Raw genomic sequence first — 17599 nt, 5'->3', positions numbered from 1 at the left:
GTGAAAGCAGCAATTTGAGCTTGACCTTTCCTATCTTTGCACGCGCCCGAAAATGCGTTCGGACAGCGCTGTTTTTTATGTTAGGGTTCGCGCCCTCAAAATCCAGCACGACGGATTTTCTCTCGCCATTTGCAGTGACAAACGGCGAAAGGCCGGTGCCGTGCGGCCTACATGGATCTTCAGCGTTTCACACACAATTTACACACAGAGTTATCCACAGGCAGCACGTTGCACAAGGCCTATAAAACGCATATCTTGTATCCCGTCGGTAAAAAAACCCCATATGTAGGGTTTCAAGCTCAAAACCCAACACAACTCAGACGAGAATTTCAAGTCCTTTTCTCGCGCCTGTCGGGTTAGATCAAACGCAGTTATCAAAGTCCAAACCGCTCATGCGGATGGCAGCTGTTTTCCGGTGCTAAAGCAGGAAAGCGGCCCGGGTGTTGCAGTACACATACTGTCACCCGACAGGAATACGGTATGTGGCGGTATGCACATCCCAAACTTCGGCACGGAAGCGGTATTAACCCCCCTTTCTGTACGTCCCGAAGTGGTTATGCCCGGTTCTGTTATCGGTTGTAGTGCTTCAGGACGTCACGGTGGGCACCTAAACGGTGCCCAAACAAACATAGAGAATGTGGAGACACCCCATGCAAACCGACACGACTCGCGAGAACTCGCAGGGTACTGATTCAACTCTGGATCTGTCTGCGACCGCGCCAGGCCAATTGCGCGTGATCAAACGTAACGGAACCGTGGTTCCTTACACCGATGACAAGATCACCGTCGCCATCACCAAAGCGTTTCTCGCAGTTGAAGGCGGCAATGCAGCTGCCTCGTCGCGCATTCACGACACCGTTGCGCGCCTGACTGAACAAGTCACGGCAACCTTCAAGCGTCGCATGCCATCGGGCGGCACTATTCACATCGAAGAAATCCAGGACCAGGTTGAGCTGGCCCTGATGCGTGCCGGCGAGCAAAAAGTAGCGCGCGACTACGTGATCTACCGTGACGCCCGCTCCAAGGAGCGCGCCACCCGCGCACCGGCCGAGACTGAAGTTCAGGCTCACCCGTCCATCCGCATCACCCGCGCCGACGGCACTTTCGCCCCGCTCGACATGGGCCGCCTGAACACCATCGTCACCGAGGCCTGCGAAGGTCTGGCAGAAGTCGACGGCGACCTGATCCAGCGCGAAACCCTGAAAAACCTGTATGACGGCGTAGCCCTGAGCGACGTCAATACCGCACTGGTAATGACCGCCCGTACGCTGGTTGAGCGCGAACCGAACTACTCGTTCGTGACCGCTCGCCTGCTGATGGACACCCTGCGTGCCGAAGGCCTGAACTTCCTGAACGTAGCCGAAAGCGCTACGCATCACGAAATGGTTGACCTGTACGCCAAGGCATTGCCGGCCTACATCGCCAAAGGTATCGAGTTCGACCTGCTGAACCCTGTGCTGGCCACCTTCGACCTGGAAAAACTGGGCAAGGCGATCAATCACGAGCGCGATCAGCAGTTCACCTACCTGGGCCTGCAAACCCTGTACGACCGTTACTTCATCCACAAGGACGGCGTACGTTTCGAACTGCCACAAATCTTCTTTATGCGTGTGGCCATGGGCCTGGCGATCGAAGAAAAGCAGAAAGAAGACCGCGCGATCGAGTTCTACAACCTGCTGTCCTCGTTTGACTACATGGCGTCGACTCCGACCCTGTTCAACGCCGGTACTCAGCGCCCGCAACTGTCCAGCTGCTACCTGACCACCGTGCCGGATGACCTGTCGGGCATCTACCACGCGATTCACGACAACGCCATGTTGTCCAAATTCGCAGGCGGCCTGGGCAACGACTGGACACCGGTTCGCGCACTGGGTTCGTGGATCAAGGGCACCAACGGCAAATCCCAAGGCGTGGTTCCGTTCCTCAAGGTTGTGAACGACACCGCCGTGGCCGTGAACCAGGGTGGCAAGCGTAAAGGCGCCGTGTGCGCTTACCTTGAAACCTGGCACATGGACATTGAAGAGTTCATCGAGCTGCGCAAGAACACCGGTGATGACCGTCGTCGTACCCACGACATGAACACCGCTAACTGGGTGCCTGACCTGTTCATGAAGCGCGTCTTCGATGATGGCCCGTGGACCCTGTTCTCGCCATCCGAAGTACCGGACCTGCACGACCTGACCGGTAAAGCATTCGAAGAGCGTTACGAGTACTACGAAGCGCTGTCCCAGTACCCGGGCAAGATCAAGCTGTTCAAGACCATTCAGGCCAAAGACCTGTGGCGCAAAATGCTGTCCATGCTGTTTGAAACCGGCCACCCATGGATCACCTTCAAAGACCCGTGCAACCTGCGTAGCCCGCAGCAGCACGTGGGCGTGGTCCACAGTTCGAACCTGTGCACCGAAATCACCTTGAACACCAACAAGGACGAAATCGCGGTCTGCAACCTGGGTTCGATCAACCTGCCGAACCACATCAAGGACGGCAAGCTGGACACCGACAAGCTGAAGCGCACCATCGACGTGGCTGTACGCATGCTCGATAACGTGATCGACATCAACTACTACTCGGTGCCGCAAGCGCGCAACTCGAACTTCAAGCACCGTCCGGTCGGTCTGGGCATCATGGGCTTCCAGGACGCGCTGTACCTGCAGCACATTCCGTACGCATCGCAAGCCGCTGTAGAGTTTGCCGACAAGTCGATGGAAGCGGTCAGCTACTACGCGATCCAGGCTTCTTGCGACCTGGCTGACGAGCGTGGCGCTTACGAGACGTTCCAGGGTTCGCTGTGGTCCAAAGGCGTATTGCCACTGGATTCTCAACAAATCCTGATCGAGCAGCGCGGCCAGAAGTACATCGACGTTGACCTGAACGAATCCCTGGACTGGGCACCGGTTCGTGCCCGTGTACAGAAAGGCATTCGTAACTCCAACATCATGGCCATCGCACCGACCGCGACCATCGCCAACATCACCGGCGTATCGCAGTCGATCGAACCGACTTACCAGAACCTTTATGTGAAATCGAACCTGTCGGGCGAATTCACCGTGATCAACCCGTACCTGGTTCGCGACCTCAAGGCTCGCGGTCTGTGGGACTCGGTCATGATCAACGACCTGAAATACTACGACGGTTCCGTGCAGCAGATCGAACGCATTCCGCAAGAGCTTAAAGAGCTGTATGCCACTGCATTCGAAGTCGACACCAAGTGGATCGTTGACGCGGCCAGCCGTCGTCAGAAGTGGATCGACCAGGCTCAATCGCTGAACCTGTACATCGCCGGTGCTTCGGGCAAGAAACTGGACGTGACCTACCGCATGGCTTGGTACCGTGGTCTGAAAACCACTTACTACCTCCGTGCCCTGGCCGCGACCAGCACCGAGAAGTCGACCGTCAACACGGGCAAGCTCAACGCTGTATCGAGCGGTAAAAACAGTGAAGACGTCGCTGCAGCGCCAGCCGGTCCAGCACCGGTGCCAAAAGCCTGCGCAATTGACGAGCCGGATTGCGAAGCTTGCCAATAAGCTGAGCTGTCAGGCGGGTTAACCGCCTGACTCAAAACCCCCGTTTAAACCCTGGTAGCAGTTGGGTTTAAACGGGGGTTTTTTTGTGGGGGTAAAAAGGTCAATGACTTATACGAAGCGATGCAGCCTCGTACCTCGTCAGCGGCTTACAGGGGTGGTGATACGACTATCGCGCCAGCAGGCTAAAACAGTGCACCAACGCCTCAAAATGAATCATTCTGCACATTGAATCCCCACCTTTTTTAACGGCTATGTGCATATTGCACATCCTTCCTCATGCCCCCTGCCCGCTTTTTCGTGCCGCAGAGCCCTCCCCGAAACGGGCCCGCTTATTGCTCTTGTCCTCTTGTGCCATTGACCACGGCCCTATCTATTTGAGGCGCAGGAATAAAACATGAGTACTTCCGACGAGTTTCCTTTGAGCGAAGCCCCGCGCACAGCGCGCAAAGGCCTGCTGTCCATTTCCATGGTGTTGTTCAGCTTTACCTTCTTCACCGGCACTATGTTTGCGGGTGGCAAGCTGGGCATGGCATTCAACTTCGTCGACATGCTGTGGATTGCCGTCATAGGCAATAGCCTGCTGGCGCTGTATGCCGCTGCTCTGGCATTAATCGCCGCACGCAGTGGCCTGAACACGGTACTGATGGGACGGTTTTGCTTCGGAGAAGCCGGCAGTCGCTTGTCTGATTTCTTGCTCGGTTTTGCCGAACTGGGCTGGTACGCCTGGGGCACCGCAACGGTGGCCATCGTGCTGGTGAAAATGCTGGGCCTGACCGAGGGCTTCACCACACCGCTGATGATCCTGTTCGGCTTTGGCTTTAGCATCACGGCACTGATCGGCTTCAAAGGGCTCGACGTGCTGTCGCGGGTGTCGGTACCGCTGATGTTTATTCTGCTGATTGTGTCGATGTACATCGCCACGCAGCATGTCGGCGGCTTCAAAGGGCTGGCCGCCGTGATCCCGCATGAAACCATGACCTTCTCGGCCGCCATCACCATGGTCTTCGGCACTTTCGCCAGCGGCGCCACCCAAGCCACCAACTGGACGCGACTGTCGCGCAGCGGGCGCGTAGCGGTTATTGCCAGCGTGGTCAGCTTTCTGCTCGGCAATGGATTGATGGTGGTCGCTGGCGCCTGGTGCGCCATCGTCTACCAGCAGGCCGATATCGTTGAAGTCATGATGCTGCAGGGTTTGTCGTTCGCCGCCGTGATTATGCTGTGCCTGAATTTGTGGACCATTCAAGGGCCAACCATTTACAACGTATCTGCCGCCGCCTGCCATCTGGTGCGCAGCGAACGTCGACGCAGCATGACACTGATCGCTGCTGCCATTGGCGTAGTACTCGCCATCGGCGGCATGTATGAAATGCTGATTCCGTTTCTGGTGTTGCTGGGCTCAATCATCCCGCCCATTGGTGGCGTAATCATGGCGGATTTCTGGTATCGCCATCGCGGCCAGTACCCAACGCTGGCCAGCGTCACCCTGCCGCGCTACAACCTGCTGGGCTTGTCGGCGTATGCCGCAGGGGCGGTGCTGGCGTATAGCTCGCCCTGGATCGCGCCGCTGGTGGGCATTGGAGCTTCGGCAGTGTGTTATGTGGCCCTACTCGAAATCAGCCGTCGCCGCGCCGTATTACCCGTCGCCCAGGAGGACATTTGAGCCTTACCCTGGAAGAAATCCTGGCCCTGCCCGGCCTGGAAGAAATGCGTCTGCGTGCCGGCTCACAGAACATGCACCGAACAGTGCGCTGGTCCTACGTGGCAGAAAACGAAAGCATTGGCGAGTGGGTGATGGGCGGCGAGTTGGTGTTTGTCACCGGCATCAACCACCCGCGTGACGAGGTCAACCTGCTGCAACTGGTAGACGACGGGCATACCAGTGGTATTGCCGGGCTGGTAATACTGACCGGCAGCGCATTTATTCAGCGCATCCCTGACTCGGTGATTGCACGGGCACACGCCTACGGCCTGCCGCTGATCGAGCAACCGTACTTGCTGAAGATGGTGATCGTCACCCACCTGATCGGCACGGCACTGGTGCACATGGCTCAGACCAAACGCTCGCGCCACGATATTGTGGCGCAGTTGCTGAGCGGCGATTACCCCAGCCTGGCCACGGCCCGTCAGCGCGCCAGCCACTTGCAACTGCCGCTCGACGATAGCCGTCGGCTGGTGGCGCTACGCTTATCGGCGGTCAATGTATTATTTGATCGTCATCCACCTGACGAGGCTGAGCGACGCTTGCAGCACATCCGTCAAGCGGTACAGGATCACCTGGACGCCTGGAACCGAGCACTGCCAGACGCCTTGCCGGTGATCGTGCAAGGTGATCTGTTTATTGTGTTGCTGCCCGAGCACGAAGGGATCCGCCTGCAACTCGCCGAGCTGTATCAGCAGTTGCACGCCATGATCGGTGAGCTGGCCCTGTTTATGGGCATGGCGGGGGCGGTCCAGGGGTGTGCCGGCTACCGTCAGGCACTCAACCAGGCACGTCAGGCGCTCGAAGTAGCGGAAAACCTGCGGCCGGCCACAGGGTTGTGTGACTTCAATGAACTGGGTGTACTGCGCCTCTTACAAGCCATTGGCGACCGCTCGGTGATTGACGCTTTCGTCCAGCAGACCCTCGGCCAACTCATTGAACCCCGGCGCAAACACTCTCACAGCCTGATTGATACCCTGGACGCACTGCTTCAGGAAAACGGCAATGCGCTCAAGACCGCCGAGCGTTTGAATCTGCACCGCAACACGGTTACACAACGAATACAACGTATCGAGCAACACAGCGGACAGTCGCTCGATGATCCACTTTTCAGAATGAATGCTTCGGTTGCCCTCCTCGTGTGGCGCATGAACGAAGCTCAACGACAGGAACGCCCATGAACATCATCAATGCCACCTTGCGTAAAACCTCAGGCCTGCACACCGTCACCTGCGATGGCACACGTATCAGTGCTATCACCTTGCAGGCAGGCCATGTTGCGCCAAAGCCGGGCGATATCGACGCACAAGGCCAGCTGCTGATCGCGCCCCTGGTTGAGCCGCACATACATCTGGACGCGGCCCTGACCGCCGGCCAGCCCGAGTGGAACCAGAGCGGTACGCTGTTCGAAGGTATTGAGCGCTGGGCCCAGCGCAAGGAAACCATTACCCACGAAGACACCAAACAACGTGCCCACACCACCATCCGCATGCTTGCCGAGCATGGCATTCAGCATGTGCGCACCCATGTCGACGTGACCGACCCAACGCTGGGCGCGCTCAAGGCGATGATTGAAGTCCGCGAAGAAGCCCGCCACTTGATTGACCTGCAAATCGTCGCCTTCCCGCAAGAAGGTATCGAGTCCTACGAGGGCGGGCGGGAATTGATGACCCGTGCCGTGGAGCTGGGTGCCGATGTGGTGGGCGGCATCCCGCACTTTGAAAACACGCGGGATCAGGGCGTCAGCTCAATCAAGTTCTTGATGGACCTGGCTGAACGCACCGGCTGCCTGGTAGATGTACATTGCGACGAGACCGACGATCCGCAGTCACGCTTTCTCGAAGTGCTGGCCGAAGAAGCACGGGTGCGCGGCATGGGCAGCCGGGTCACCGCCAGCCACACCACCGCCATGGGCTCTTACGACAATGCCTACTGCTTCAAATTGTTCCGCCTGCTCAAAATGTCAGGCATCAACTTTGTCTCTTGTCCAACCGAGAGCATTCACTTGCAGGGACGTTTTGACAGCTTTCCCAAACGCCGTGGCGTGACCCGCGTGGCAGAACTGGATCGCGCCGGGATGAATGTGTGCCTGGGTCAGGATTCAATCAAGGACCCGTGGTATCCGCTGGGCAACGGCAACATTCTGCGCGTGCTGGATGCCGGTTTGCATATCTGCCACATGATGGGCTTTGAAGACCTGCAACGGTGTCTGGATCTGGTCACTGACAACAGCGCCCGCACCCTCAACCTGGGTGAGGGTTATGGCATCGCGGTAGGACGACCGGCCAATCTGGTGATACTGGACGCCGACAGTGACTACGAGGCCGTGCGCCGTCAGGCCAAGGCCCGCGTATCGATACGGGGTGGCAAGGTACTGATGACACGGGTGCCTGAGCGCGTTGAATTCACCGCTGCCTGAGCCGGTTCCTCCGAAAACAAAAAAAGCCCAATAGGGCTTTTTTTGTTATTCAGTCCCGCAATCAGGTCATCTGAATGATGGTCTGCATGATGGTGCTTTGAGTCGAGATGGTTTTGGCGTTGGCCTGGTAGTTGCTCTGCGCCTTGATCAAATCGACCAATTCGCTGGTCAAGTTGACGTTGGAATCTTCCAGCGAGCTTGAAACAACGGAACCCAGGGTGCCCACTTTCGGCGCGTCGTAACCTGCCTGACCTGACGCATAGGTTTCTTTCCAGGCGGTGCCGCCCGCAGGCTGCAAGCCCTGCTCATTGGTGAAGCTGGCCAGCGAGATCTGACCGATAGCACGACTCTGGCTGTTACTGAAGTTAGCGAACAATACGCCTGAGCCGTCGATGCTCAGGTTGTTGATCTGGCCGGTGGCGTAGCCGTCTTGAGTCGGCGGATTACGCGAACTGTCAGTGTTGTACTGAGTGGTCTTGGCCATGTTGATGGCAATCCCGTCACCATTCGCTGCAGCACCGTTGGAGACCCAGTTGCCATTGACCGTGGCGCCCGGCATCCAGTTGCTCACGGTCAAGGTGCTGCTGACGATGTCAGGCTGACCGGCCACCGGGTTGGGCGTGGTCACGCTGGTCAGCGCACCGGCCGAGTCGAACACCATGGTCGACGGCACGGGGGCTACAGCATTCGCACCTGTGACCGCAGTACCGTCAGGGTTACGCCCGTCGATCAGGGTATAGGTCTCCCAGGTATTGGAACCTGTCTTGACCATGTACTGGTCCATCGGGTGCGCATTGCCCTGGGTGTCGTAAATAGTGGTGCTGAATTTTTTGCTGTAGCTGGCGGTTTCGTTCGGATCGAACGCATTCACGGTCTGATCAATCACCTCAGAGGTGGAGTTCAGGTTGATGGTGGACTCAACCGTGCTGCTGGCTTTGGGCGCCAGGTTGGACGTATCGATACGCAGGTCGGTCAACACGCCGTTGATGACCTTGCCGTTAGCGTCCACGCCATAACCCTGCAAACGCTGGGTACCATCGGAGCTGGTCACGTAGCCATCTTTATCGGCCTTGAACGTGCCGGCACGGGTATAGCTCAAGGCGCCGTTGTCGCTCAACACAAAGAAACCGCTGCCTTGAATCCCCATGTCCAGCAGATTACCGGTGTTGTTGATCGCACCTTGACTGAAGCTTTGCGACACATTGGCCAGGTTGACACCGCTGCCGATGGTCTTGCTGCCGACACCCAGCTTGCTGGCCGAGTACACGTCGGCAAATTCTGCACGGGAGGCTTTGAAACCCGTGGTGGCAACGTTGGCAATGTTGTTGCCGGTCACGTCGAGTTGTTTGTTTGCCGCATAGAGGCCGCTAAGACCGATGTTGAAAGACATGTATATCTCCTTGAAGCGTAAGGGTCGGCTTAGGGCCTAGAGGCCAATGGTCTGAACTTTGGACATGCCAATACTGCCCAGACCCGCGAGGTTCAGCATGATTTCGCCACCGGTCTTGCTCAGCGTCACGCTGTTGACCGTAGCCGGCAGGTAGGTAGTGAGAGCCGTGCTGCCGGTGTCAGTTTTGCTGGCTGCCGTAAAGGTGTAAGAACCTTTATCCAGCAGTACGCCCTCATCATCCTTGCCGTCCCAGGTAAATTCACTGTTGCCGGCTTGCTGTGTACCCAGATCCAGGGTTCTGACCACTTCACCGTCAGCATTGGTAATGGTGACCGTCGGCGTGGAGTTGGCATCAGCAACCACGACCGTGCCGTTGAATGCCTTGCCACTGGCCGGGTCAACATACGCTTCGCTGGTTTGCACGATCACCGAACGGCCCACCAGGGACGAAGCCTGCAAGGCTTGCGAGGACTGGAAGTTACCCGAGATCGAGTTCACCGTGTCATTGAGGGTGGTGATGCCTTCCAGGCTACTGAACTGCGCCAACTGCGCGACAAACGCGGTGTTGTCCTGCGGGTCCAGCGGGTTCTGGTTTTTCAGCTGGGTGACCAGCAATTGCAAAAATGCATCCTTGCCCAGCGATGAGCTGCCGGACACCGCCTTGGAAGCTGCTGCCAGACTGTTGTCAGTCGTGGCGGTCTGGGCGGAATTGGCGAGTACCTGGTTGAGGGTCAAGCCGCTAGTGGAATCGGTCACACTCATTTGCGTTGCCCCTTATCACTGACCGAGCGTCAGCACCTTCTGCATCATGGTTTTGGCGGTGTTCATCATTTCCGCGTTGGTCTGAAACGAACGGCTGGCGGAAATCATGTCAGCCATTTCTTCAACCACGTTGACGTTGGGGTAATAGACATAGCCCTTGGCGTCGGCAGAAGGATGGTTGGGCTCGTAACGTGCTTCAAGGTTGCTCTGGTCTTCGACCACACCCAGCACCTGGACGCCTTGGCCTGCGGCATCCTGGTTATTGAACAGCGAATCGCCGGTGCCGTTTTGCGCACCCTGAAACATCGTGGCAAACACAGGATGACGAGCGCGGTAGGTCTGATCGAGGCTCGACGAGACGGTGTCGGCGTTGGCGATGTTACTGGCGACGGTATTCAGACGCGTGGTCTGGGCACTCATGCCACTGCCGGCAATATTGAACACACTGGCTAGAGACATGAATTACTCCCCGCGCAGGGCTGACATCAGCCCTTTGAATTTACTGTTGAGCAGGGTGAAGCTGGCCTGAAAGTTGACCGCATTCTCTGCATAGTTCGACTGCTCAAGCTGAGCGTCCACGGTGTTCTGGTCGATCGAGGGTTGCATCGGCGTGCGGTACTGAAGCGTTTCGTCGCCCATGCTCAGGCCTTGGGCTTCGATATGGCGGCTGTTGGTCTTGTTCAGGGCAAACGTGCCGTTCTGGTTCTTGTCGTTCTGTGCAGCGAGCACAGAGGCAAAATCCAGATCCCGCGCTTTGTAATTCGGGGTATCGGCGTTGGCGATATTGTTGGCCAGCACTTCGGCACGTTGTGCACGAAAGCCCAGGGCTTGTTCATGGATACCGAGCGCTTTATCGAAGCTGATGCTCATGTCGGGAAACCTTTGTCAGCTGACCTGAAACGGATTCAGGTGTGGATGACAGGTACAGAGCAAACCTCGTGCCAGATTGAACAACCGCCTGTTTCAGGGCTTTGCGCAGGGAGTGGGCGGCGGCAATGCCAGAAAAGCGGCAAAGGCTGACCGCTGACTGCCGCTTTTCTGCCGCCCGGTCGCACGTACTCCCTCGTAGCAGCTGCCGAAGGCTGCGTCCGATTGCGCAGCGATCGTAACAATGAGCACTCAGCTTTAGCGCTCAGCGACGACTGCGTCGCCGAACGCCGCCTTCGGCAGCTGCTACGGGTTAACGCAAGTCTATTTCGCCTGATAGATGATCCCGGGGCTGCATTGCACCATCTGGTAATGGTCGGGCAAACCATTGAGGGCTTCCGACGCGCCCAGAAACAGATAACCACCCGGCTTCAACGTGCTGTGGATTCGCAGCAAGATGTCTTTTTTCATCTCGGCCGAGAAGTAGATCAACACATTGCGACAGAACACCACGTCAAACTTGCCAAACGCGGCGTAGCTGTCCAACAGATTAAATGAACGAAATTCCACTCGATTCTTGATCGGCGCCTTGATCACCCAACGCCCCGGCCCCTTGGGTTCGAAGTAGCGCTGCAAGCGCTCCTGCGACAAGCCTCGGCCAATCGCCAAATTGTCGTACTCACCGGTTTTGCACGTATTGAGCATCAGACTGGACAAATCAGTGGCAAAGATCTGTGCGCCCGCCTTCAATTGCCCGGGATTGCTGCGTTCAAACTCGTCAATGCTCATCGACAGCGAATACGGTTCCTGCCCCGATGAGCACGCGGCCGACCAGATACGCAAACGCTGCCCCGCATTGGACTTGATAAATTCAGGCAAGACTTTGTTCTTCAACACTTCAAACGGGTAAGTGTCCCGAAACCACAAGGTTTCATTGGTGGTCATGGCATCCACCACCTGCTCACGCAACCCGCTGCGAGGCTGGCTTTGCATGCGCTGAATCAACTCACCCAGCGACTTGATGCCCTGCTGCTCCATCAGCTTGTTAAGGCGACTCGAAACGAGGTACTGCTTGTTCTCACCCAGCACAATGCCACAGGCTTTTTCCAGGAAGCCCCGGAACTGTTCAAAATCCAAATTAGCCGTCGACAAATGATCCTGCCTCTTAAATCGTGTTGACCGCCAGGGGCTGACCCTGGCTCTGGTCTGCTGCTTTAATCCGGTCAACTACCCGGGATGCCAGGTCATCGGGCCGAAACTTGGCCAGAAAGTCATCAGCACCGACTTTCTTGACCATCGCCTGATTAAAAACCCCCGACAAAGAAGTATGCAGAATGATGTGCAAATTTTGCATGCGTGGATCGTTGCGGATCTCGGCTGTCAGGGTGTAACCGTCCATTTCCGGCATCTCGATGTCCGAGATCATCATCAGAAATTCCTCGGCCGGGTCTTTCCCCTCCTCCACCATCTGGCGCAGATAGTTAAGCGCCTGACGGCCGTCGTTCAACGAGACCACCTCGACCCCGACCGTTTGCAGGCAACGGGCAACTTGCTTGCGCGCCACCGATGAATCGTCAACGGTCAGCACCCGTAAAGACAAGGCTCTGGTCTGAGTGTCGACATCCACCACTCCCTGAGAAATGGTTTCAGGTGTTGGCGACACTTCAGCCAGCACTTTTTCCACATCGATGATCTCGACCAACTGCTCATCCATGCGCGTCACAGCCGTCAGGTAATGGTCACGGCCTGCACCCTGAGGGGGCGGATGAATGTCTTCCCAGTTCATGTTGACGATGCGTTCGACCGAGCGAACCAGAAATCCCTGAGTCTTGGTGTTGTACTCCGTGATGATGACAAACGGGTTATCCCGTTCTTTCAGTGGACCCGCGCCGGTGGCCATTGCCAGATCAAGAATTGGAATAGTCGCGCCGCGAATGCTTGCCACGCCGCACACCACCGGATTGGATCGAGGCATCATTGTCAGCTTGGGGCATTGCAGCACCTCCCTGACCTTGAACACATTGATCCCGTAAAGCTGCGGCCCGTCCAGACGAAACAGCAACAGCTCCAGACGGTTTTGCCCCACCAATTGAGTGCGCTGGTTAACCGCATCCATCACCCCAGCCATACTCAGCTCCTTTTAAAACTTTAAGTTACGACACTCGCCGCCCGGTAAACGGCACGGGCTTTGCTATTTATCTTTCATGAATACCAAAACGACAAATTCCTGCCGCGAGTCCAACGCCTTCAGCCTGCGCCGTCGATGCTTGAGTCTGTTGGCAGTCGCGTGCCTGATTAGCGTAGGCAAATATTCCTACGCTGATGGCTTTACTTCTCCTACGCAACTTATCGGCGTCACCCAAGGCTTTCTTGAGTTCACCGTCGAAGACTACCTTGCCACTGGTCAGATAGAAGGCCGCTATGAGATTCAAGTAAACAATCTCGACCCACGCCTGCGTCTGGCCGAGTGCGACAGAGAATTGACAGCCACCCTTGAAAGCCCGGCTCAACCCATGGGCCGAGTGATCGTGCGGGTTCGCTGCGAAGGCGCCTCACCCTGGACCATCTTTGTCCCCGCTCAGGTCCGGCTTTTCCGCGATGTGATCATCGTCACCCACCCTCTGAAACGCGGCATGCTTGTGGACTACGCCGATGTCGCCCTGCGCGAACGTGACGTCAGCCAAATCAATCAAGGCTATATGACCGCGACCGAATTGGCCGTGGGCCAAAAACTGCTGCGTCCTGTGGTGACAGATCAAGTGTTGACCCTGACGCATCTGGAACAAAACGCCGCTGTTCGAAAAGGCGACCATGTGGTTATCAGTGCTCGCAGCGGCACATTAAGTGTCAAGATGCCCGGCGAGGCGCTGTCGGACGGCGGCCTCAGCGAGCAGATACGCGTAAGAAACCTGAACTCCAAACGTGTGATCAAGGCGCGGATCACAGGGCCCGGTCAAGTCGAGGTGGCACTGTAAGCTTTTCTGGCATCAGTCTTGTGACTTTCCTACACTGTCACCTGACTTAGATCAGTACATGCTCAGCCACACCTATGATTAATCAAGCCTAAAGTTTTTCCGGGTATGGCCGAAAACATGGCAAGCGTCCAAATACCCAGAGGTTTTTCGTTATGGTTATCGACTTCAGTCGTCTCAACAGCGCCCCGCCAGTTGCCGGCAGTACGCGCAGCAACGCCAATCAGGAAGCAGGCAGCGCCACGCAAGCGGCCCCTGTGCAAAGCCCTGAAGCTACAACCATCGCCCCGAGTGGTGAATCGGTAAGCTTGAGCCCGCAGGCTCAGCAGCTACAAAAAATCAGTGACTCATTGCGCGATCAACCGGTGGTTAACAGCGATCGAGTCGCCGAGCTGAAACAAGCCATTGCCGACGGCAGTTATAAAGTCGACAGCAGCCGGGTCGCCAGCAAACTGCTCAACATCGAAGCCCAGCACTAGCCCTCGGGGCGGGTGCCAGGCTTTTGGACGCTTAACTCCCAGAGCCCGCCATGCACGACGAAAATTTGCTGCAACTGATCAATGACGACCTGGCACCTGCTGAGCAACTGCTCGGCTTGTTGCAGGAAGAGTCCATCGCCCTCAAAGGGCGCGACATGGTGCACCTGGAATACATTCTGGCGCGTAAACATTCGTTAATCATTCTGCTCGATCAACATGGTCGCAAGCGCAGCGAGATTTTGGCCAGCCTGGGCCTGACCACCAATCGCAAGGGGCTTGAAAGCCTCGCCAGCCACTCCAGCGTAGGTAAGCAGTTGCTCAGCCAAAGCGATGCCCTGAACCAGTTGCTTGCTCAGTGCCATGCCGCCAATCAGCTCAACGGCCAATCGATTCAGACGCAACAGGCGATTACCGCCAACCAACTGCGCATCCTGCATGGCGGCGAAGTGCCCTCTTTGTACACCGCACGCGGCACCACATCGATGTTGAACAAGCCTCGCGCCTATAGCCAGGTGTGACCCCTAGTCGTCATGCAGCCTAGCGAGAAGCGCAACATGATGGCAAAATGCCGCACTCTTGTGTTGCTGTACTTTGCCTGGAGACTGATGAACCGTGTTCGATGCCCAAGATGCTCCGCAGCCGCCCAAGGTGCTGGCCACGCCGTTGGAAATAGCTTCCAACCTGCGGTTGCTACAAGAGAGTCATGACCCGCTGATCATCACATTCCAGGATCGCACCCAGCGTTTCCAGAGCTATGTGGTGGATGTAAACCGTGAGAACAACAGCCTCACTCTGGACGAAATGATTCCAAGAGAGGGTGAGCGTTTTCTTGAAGCGGGCGTACCTTTTCGGGTCGAAGGCTTCCATGACGGCGTACGAATTGCCTGGGAATGCACAACCTCATTGACCATCGATGACGTCAACGGTCATCGCTGCTATCGCGGTGCACTCCCGGGCGAAGTGGTTTATCACCAGCGCCGAAACGCCTTTCGCGCGGCGTTGAGGTTGGCCAATCTGGTCAATGTCGAAGTGGCGGGTGAGAAGCTCAAAACCCCAATCAAAGGCAAATTGCTGGACGTCTCCGCCACAGGCTGCAAGCTGCGCTTTGAAGGGGATATCAGCCAAAGCATGCAATTGGGTCAGGTGTATGAACGCTTTAACGCGGCCCTGCCCTTTGGTGCCATGTCGACACCGGTCGAGATGCGTTACCTGCATTTTGAAGAGCGACTGAACATTACATTTGCTGGCATGCGCTTTCACAATATCAGCGGTGCCGTGCAGCGCCAGGTCGAACGTTTTGTCTATCAACTGCAACGTGAAGCGCGACAGTTTGATAAAGACGACGATTATTGATTCGTCCGCCACCCGCATCGCTCAGAGGCCACGTTAATGTGGCCTTTTTTATGTCCGGAATTCTCTTCAAATCTCGATTCATGTAAGAGACTGCCGACACCAACCAGTAAGCCGTCTCACTCAAAACACGCTTCAAACCCCTCTCAGCTATAGACCCGTCTTACAGCCATTCCAAGTATCGCCTTGCACACTTGCGCCACCGTAAAAGCCCTGATTGCTGAATGACCTCAGGTGCTCTCCAGCGTAAGGAAATAGGTCAATGACTGACAGCATCCAGCCCGATGTACCCACCCTCCTGTTGCAGCTCAGAGACTGCCTGGCCAATTACCGTCAGCTCTCCACAAAGTGGTACGGCGGCATGCTTGCCGCCGAACAAAAATTCAGTGCCGGCGACAGCGCCATCACCCGTCCCATCGAAAGCAAGGGAGCCGTTACGCGCTACGCCCTATGCAAGAAAGACGGCACGCTGACCCTGATTCACGCCTTTGAATCCGCGCACTTCGTGCCGATTGGCAACACCCCTGTCCGTCTGACGCCTGTAGCTGCTACTTCCTCGCGCAGCAAACTCATCAGCAGGGATTATCAGGACCACGTCAGAGCCGTCGAAAGCTACGGCGAAGACATCAACACCTTCATCGACGACAGCGGCATAAAGCTGCTCGAAGGTTGCAAACCTGATCAGCGCTACCGCGTCACCTTCTACCCTCAGACCACACCGCAACAGATCGACGCCTATTTCGACTCCTACCAAGACCTGCTCAACGAACTCGGCGCATGGCTCTCGCAGCAATGGAACAGCGAATTCCAGCCACTCTGGCGCGCCTATGACAACGCCACTAACGCAGAGCAACTGCTGCTGCATGCACAGAGCGCCCTCAAGGGTTTTGGCGATACGCTGATCGGACTTTGGGACAGCCTCGTCAAACTGTTCGACCTCATCACGCACCCGAAAAAGAATTTCGAAAAACTCGCAGAGTTCCTTAACCCGACACAACTCGACGACCTCATAAACGCCTCGGCCCAATCGCTGCAAACCCTCTATTTAATCGCCAGTGACGAACCGCTGCTGTGGGCGTACTTCTGCACCTTCCAAGCCTGGCTGCAATTGCTGCCGCCACTCCTATGCACTGAAATGGTTACGCGCCTGGGCAGCGAAGTGCTGATCGACATCCTGATCGGTGTTGTTCTGACCGGCGGGATGGGGCTGGCGGTGAAGTACACCGCCAAGGCCGTTAAAACGATGACCGTCACCGCCAAAGCCACCCACCTGCTGGACAGCTTTATTGACCTGCTGCTGCGCACCAGCAAAGCCCGCGCAACCCAGCATGCACACATCAGCAAACCCATCCTGCTGCACGCCGACGCGCCGCTGAACACCGGCACAAAAGGCAAGGTCGACATCACCCCTCAACCCGGCGACGGCCCCGACCAGTCACTGCTCGACACCACCCTGATGGTGCGCGGCAAACCCCAGACCTACACCGAAATCGTGCAAGTCCAGCACGTCGATGACGTCCCGGCGCAATCGAAAAACCTCAACGACCAGCCCGCCGAACCGGCTGACAAAACCTGCACCCAAGGCTGCCCGGTGTCGATGGTCACCGGCGAAGAACTGCTGACCCTCACCGACACCGTGCTCGACGGCGTGTTGCCCTTCGAGTGGACACGCCTGTACCGCACCAGCGCCGTCGAAAGCCAAAGCAGCCTGGGTTTCGGCTGGAGCCACAGCCTGAACCATCGCCTGCAAGAAGACGGCGACGAACTGCTCTGGACCGATCACGAAAACCGCCAGACCCGCTTCCCGTGCCCCACAGCACAACGCCCGGCCATCACCAACAGCCTGGCCCGCGCCGCGATCTACCTGGGTGAAAAAGACGGCGAACTGATCCTCGCCCAAGCGGGCAAAGCCCGCCGTTTCTACCACTTTCAAGACTTAAAACTGATCGCCATCAGCGACGCCTACGGCAACCGCCTGACCATCACCCATCGCGACGGTCGCCTGCACCGCATCGAAGACAAGTTTGAACGCGCCCTGATGCTGCGCTACCACAACAACCGACTGTGCGCCGTCGACTACCAGTACTACGACCACAGCCGCGAATTCATCGAACGCTCCGACGAGCACTACGCCAAA

General features: G+C 56.9%; 15 protein-coding genes. 9 read left to right on the top strand and 6 right to left on the bottom strand.

The annotated features are described in order from the left end of the window. The first annotated feature begins 650 nt into the window (after nucleotides 1–650). The 4 genes from FJD38_RS18030 to codA all read left to right on the top strand — a co-directional run bounded on the left by FJD38_RS18030 (nucleotide 651) and on the right by codA (nucleotide 7642). Nucleotides 651–3524: a ribonucleoside-diphosphate reductase subunit alpha gene (locus FJD38_RS18030; protein WP_122783077.1), complete on the top strand. Its 2874-nt coding sequence runs from the start codon at nucleotides 651–653 to the stop codon at nucleotides 3522–3524. Nucleotides 3525–3918: 394 nt separating this feature from the next. Then, the gene (codB, locus tag FJD38_RS18025) at nucleotides 3919–5184 is read left to right on the top strand and encodes a cytosine permease (protein ID WP_146386709.1); all 1266 of its coding nucleotides are present in this window, start codon (nucleotides 3919–3921) and stop codon (nucleotides 5182–5184) included. Then, nucleotides 5181–6404, top strand: a complete 1224-nt coding sequence (locus FJD38_RS18020) for a PucR family transcriptional regulator (protein ID WP_146386707.1) — start codon at nucleotides 5181–5183, stop codon at nucleotides 6402–6404. Before codB ends, FJD38_RS18020 begins: the two co-directional genes overlap by 4 nt. Next, nucleotides 6401–7642 (top strand): cytosine deaminase, encoded by a 1242-nt coding sequence (gene codA, locus FJD38_RS18015; RefSeq protein WP_122783074.1) that lies wholly within the window; start codon nucleotides 6401–6403, stop codon nucleotides 7640–7642. Before FJD38_RS18020 ends, codA begins: the two co-directional genes overlap by 4 nt. 61 nt (nucleotides 7643–7703) lie before the next feature. Here the strand turns inward: codA and flgE are convergent, their stop codons facing one another. The 6 genes from flgE to FJD38_RS17985 all read right to left on the bottom strand — a co-directional run bounded on the left by flgE (nucleotide 7704) and on the right by FJD38_RS17985 (nucleotide 12789). Continuing rightward, complete coding sequence (gene flgE, locus FJD38_RS18010) at nucleotides 7704–9032, bottom strand: flagellar hook protein FlgE (protein ID WP_146386705.1); 1329 nt, start codon at nucleotides 9030–9032, stop codon at nucleotides 7704–7706. 36 nt (nucleotides 9033–9068) lie between these two features. Continuing rightward, nucleotides 9069–9794, bottom strand: coding sequence for a flagellar hook assembly protein FlgD (gene flgD / locus FJD38_RS18005; protein WP_122783072.1), 726 nt, complete (start codon nucleotides 9792–9794; stop codon nucleotides 9069–9071). Between the two features lie 15 nt (nucleotides 9795–9809). Continuing rightward, complete coding sequence (gene flgC / locus FJD38_RS18000; protein WP_122783071.1) at nucleotides 9810–10253, bottom strand: flagellar basal body rod protein FlgC; 444 nt, start codon at nucleotides 10251–10253, stop codon at nucleotides 9810–9812. A 3-nt stretch (nucleotides 10254–10256) separates the two neighbouring features. After that, a complete protein-coding gene (gene flgB, locus FJD38_RS17995) occupies nucleotides 10257–10664 on the bottom strand; it encodes a flagellar basal body rod protein FlgB (protein ID WP_122783070.1) in 408 nt (135 codons plus the stop codon). A 321-nt stretch (nucleotides 10665–10985) separates the two neighbouring features. Next, nucleotides 10986–11813, bottom strand: coding sequence for a protein-glutamate O-methyltransferase CheR (cheR, locus tag FJD38_RS17990; protein ID WP_146386702.1), 828 nt, complete (start codon nucleotides 11811–11813; stop codon nucleotides 10986–10988). A 13-nt stretch (nucleotides 11814–11826) separates the two neighbouring features. After that, entirely contained in the window at nucleotides 11827–12789 is a 963-nt protein-coding gene (locus tag FJD38_RS17985) for a chemotaxis protein CheV (protein ID WP_122783068.1), read from the bottom strand. 76 nt (nucleotides 12790–12865) lie between these two features. Between FJD38_RS17985 and flgA the strand changes: the two genes are divergently transcribed. From flgA to FJD38_RS17960, 5 genes are all read left to right on the top strand, one after another. Next, nucleotides 12866–13636: a flagellar basal body P-ring formation chaperone FlgA gene (gene flgA, locus FJD38_RS17980; protein WP_146386700.1), complete on the top strand. Its 771-nt coding sequence runs from the start codon at nucleotides 12866–12868 to the stop codon at nucleotides 13634–13636. Between the two features lie 152 nt (nucleotides 13637–13788). After that, a complete protein-coding gene (gene flgM, locus FJD38_RS17975; RefSeq protein ID WP_122783067.1) occupies nucleotides 13789–14112 on the top strand; it encodes a flagellar biosynthesis anti-sigma factor FlgM in 324 nt (107 codons plus the stop codon). A 50-nt stretch (nucleotides 14113–14162) separates the two neighbouring features. Continuing rightward, nucleotides 14163–14630, top strand: coding sequence for a flagella synthesis protein FlgN (locus FJD38_RS17970; RefSeq protein WP_146386698.1), 468 nt, complete (start codon nucleotides 14163–14165; stop codon nucleotides 14628–14630). 94 nt (nucleotides 14631–14724) lie between these two features. Then, on the top strand, nucleotides 14725–15465 hold the full coding sequence (locus FJD38_RS17965) for a flagellar brake protein (RefSeq protein WP_122783065.1): 741 nt from the start codon (nucleotides 14725–14727) through the stop codon (nucleotides 15463–15465). 259 nt (nucleotides 15466–15724) lie between these two features. Next, a partial coding sequence (locus FJD38_RS17960; RefSeq protein WP_244302757.1) for a DUF6531 domain-containing protein occupies nucleotides 15725–17599 on the top strand: 1875 nt, incomplete at its 3' end.

This window comes from Pseudomonas saxonica (assembly GCF_007858365.1).
GTDB lineage: Bacteria > Pseudomonadota > Gammaproteobacteria > Pseudomonadales > Pseudomonadaceae > Aquipseudomonas > Aquipseudomonas saxonica.
The sequence above is the reverse complement of the archived record's forward strand: the minus strand, read 5'-3'. Positions and strand labels throughout refer to the sequence as shown.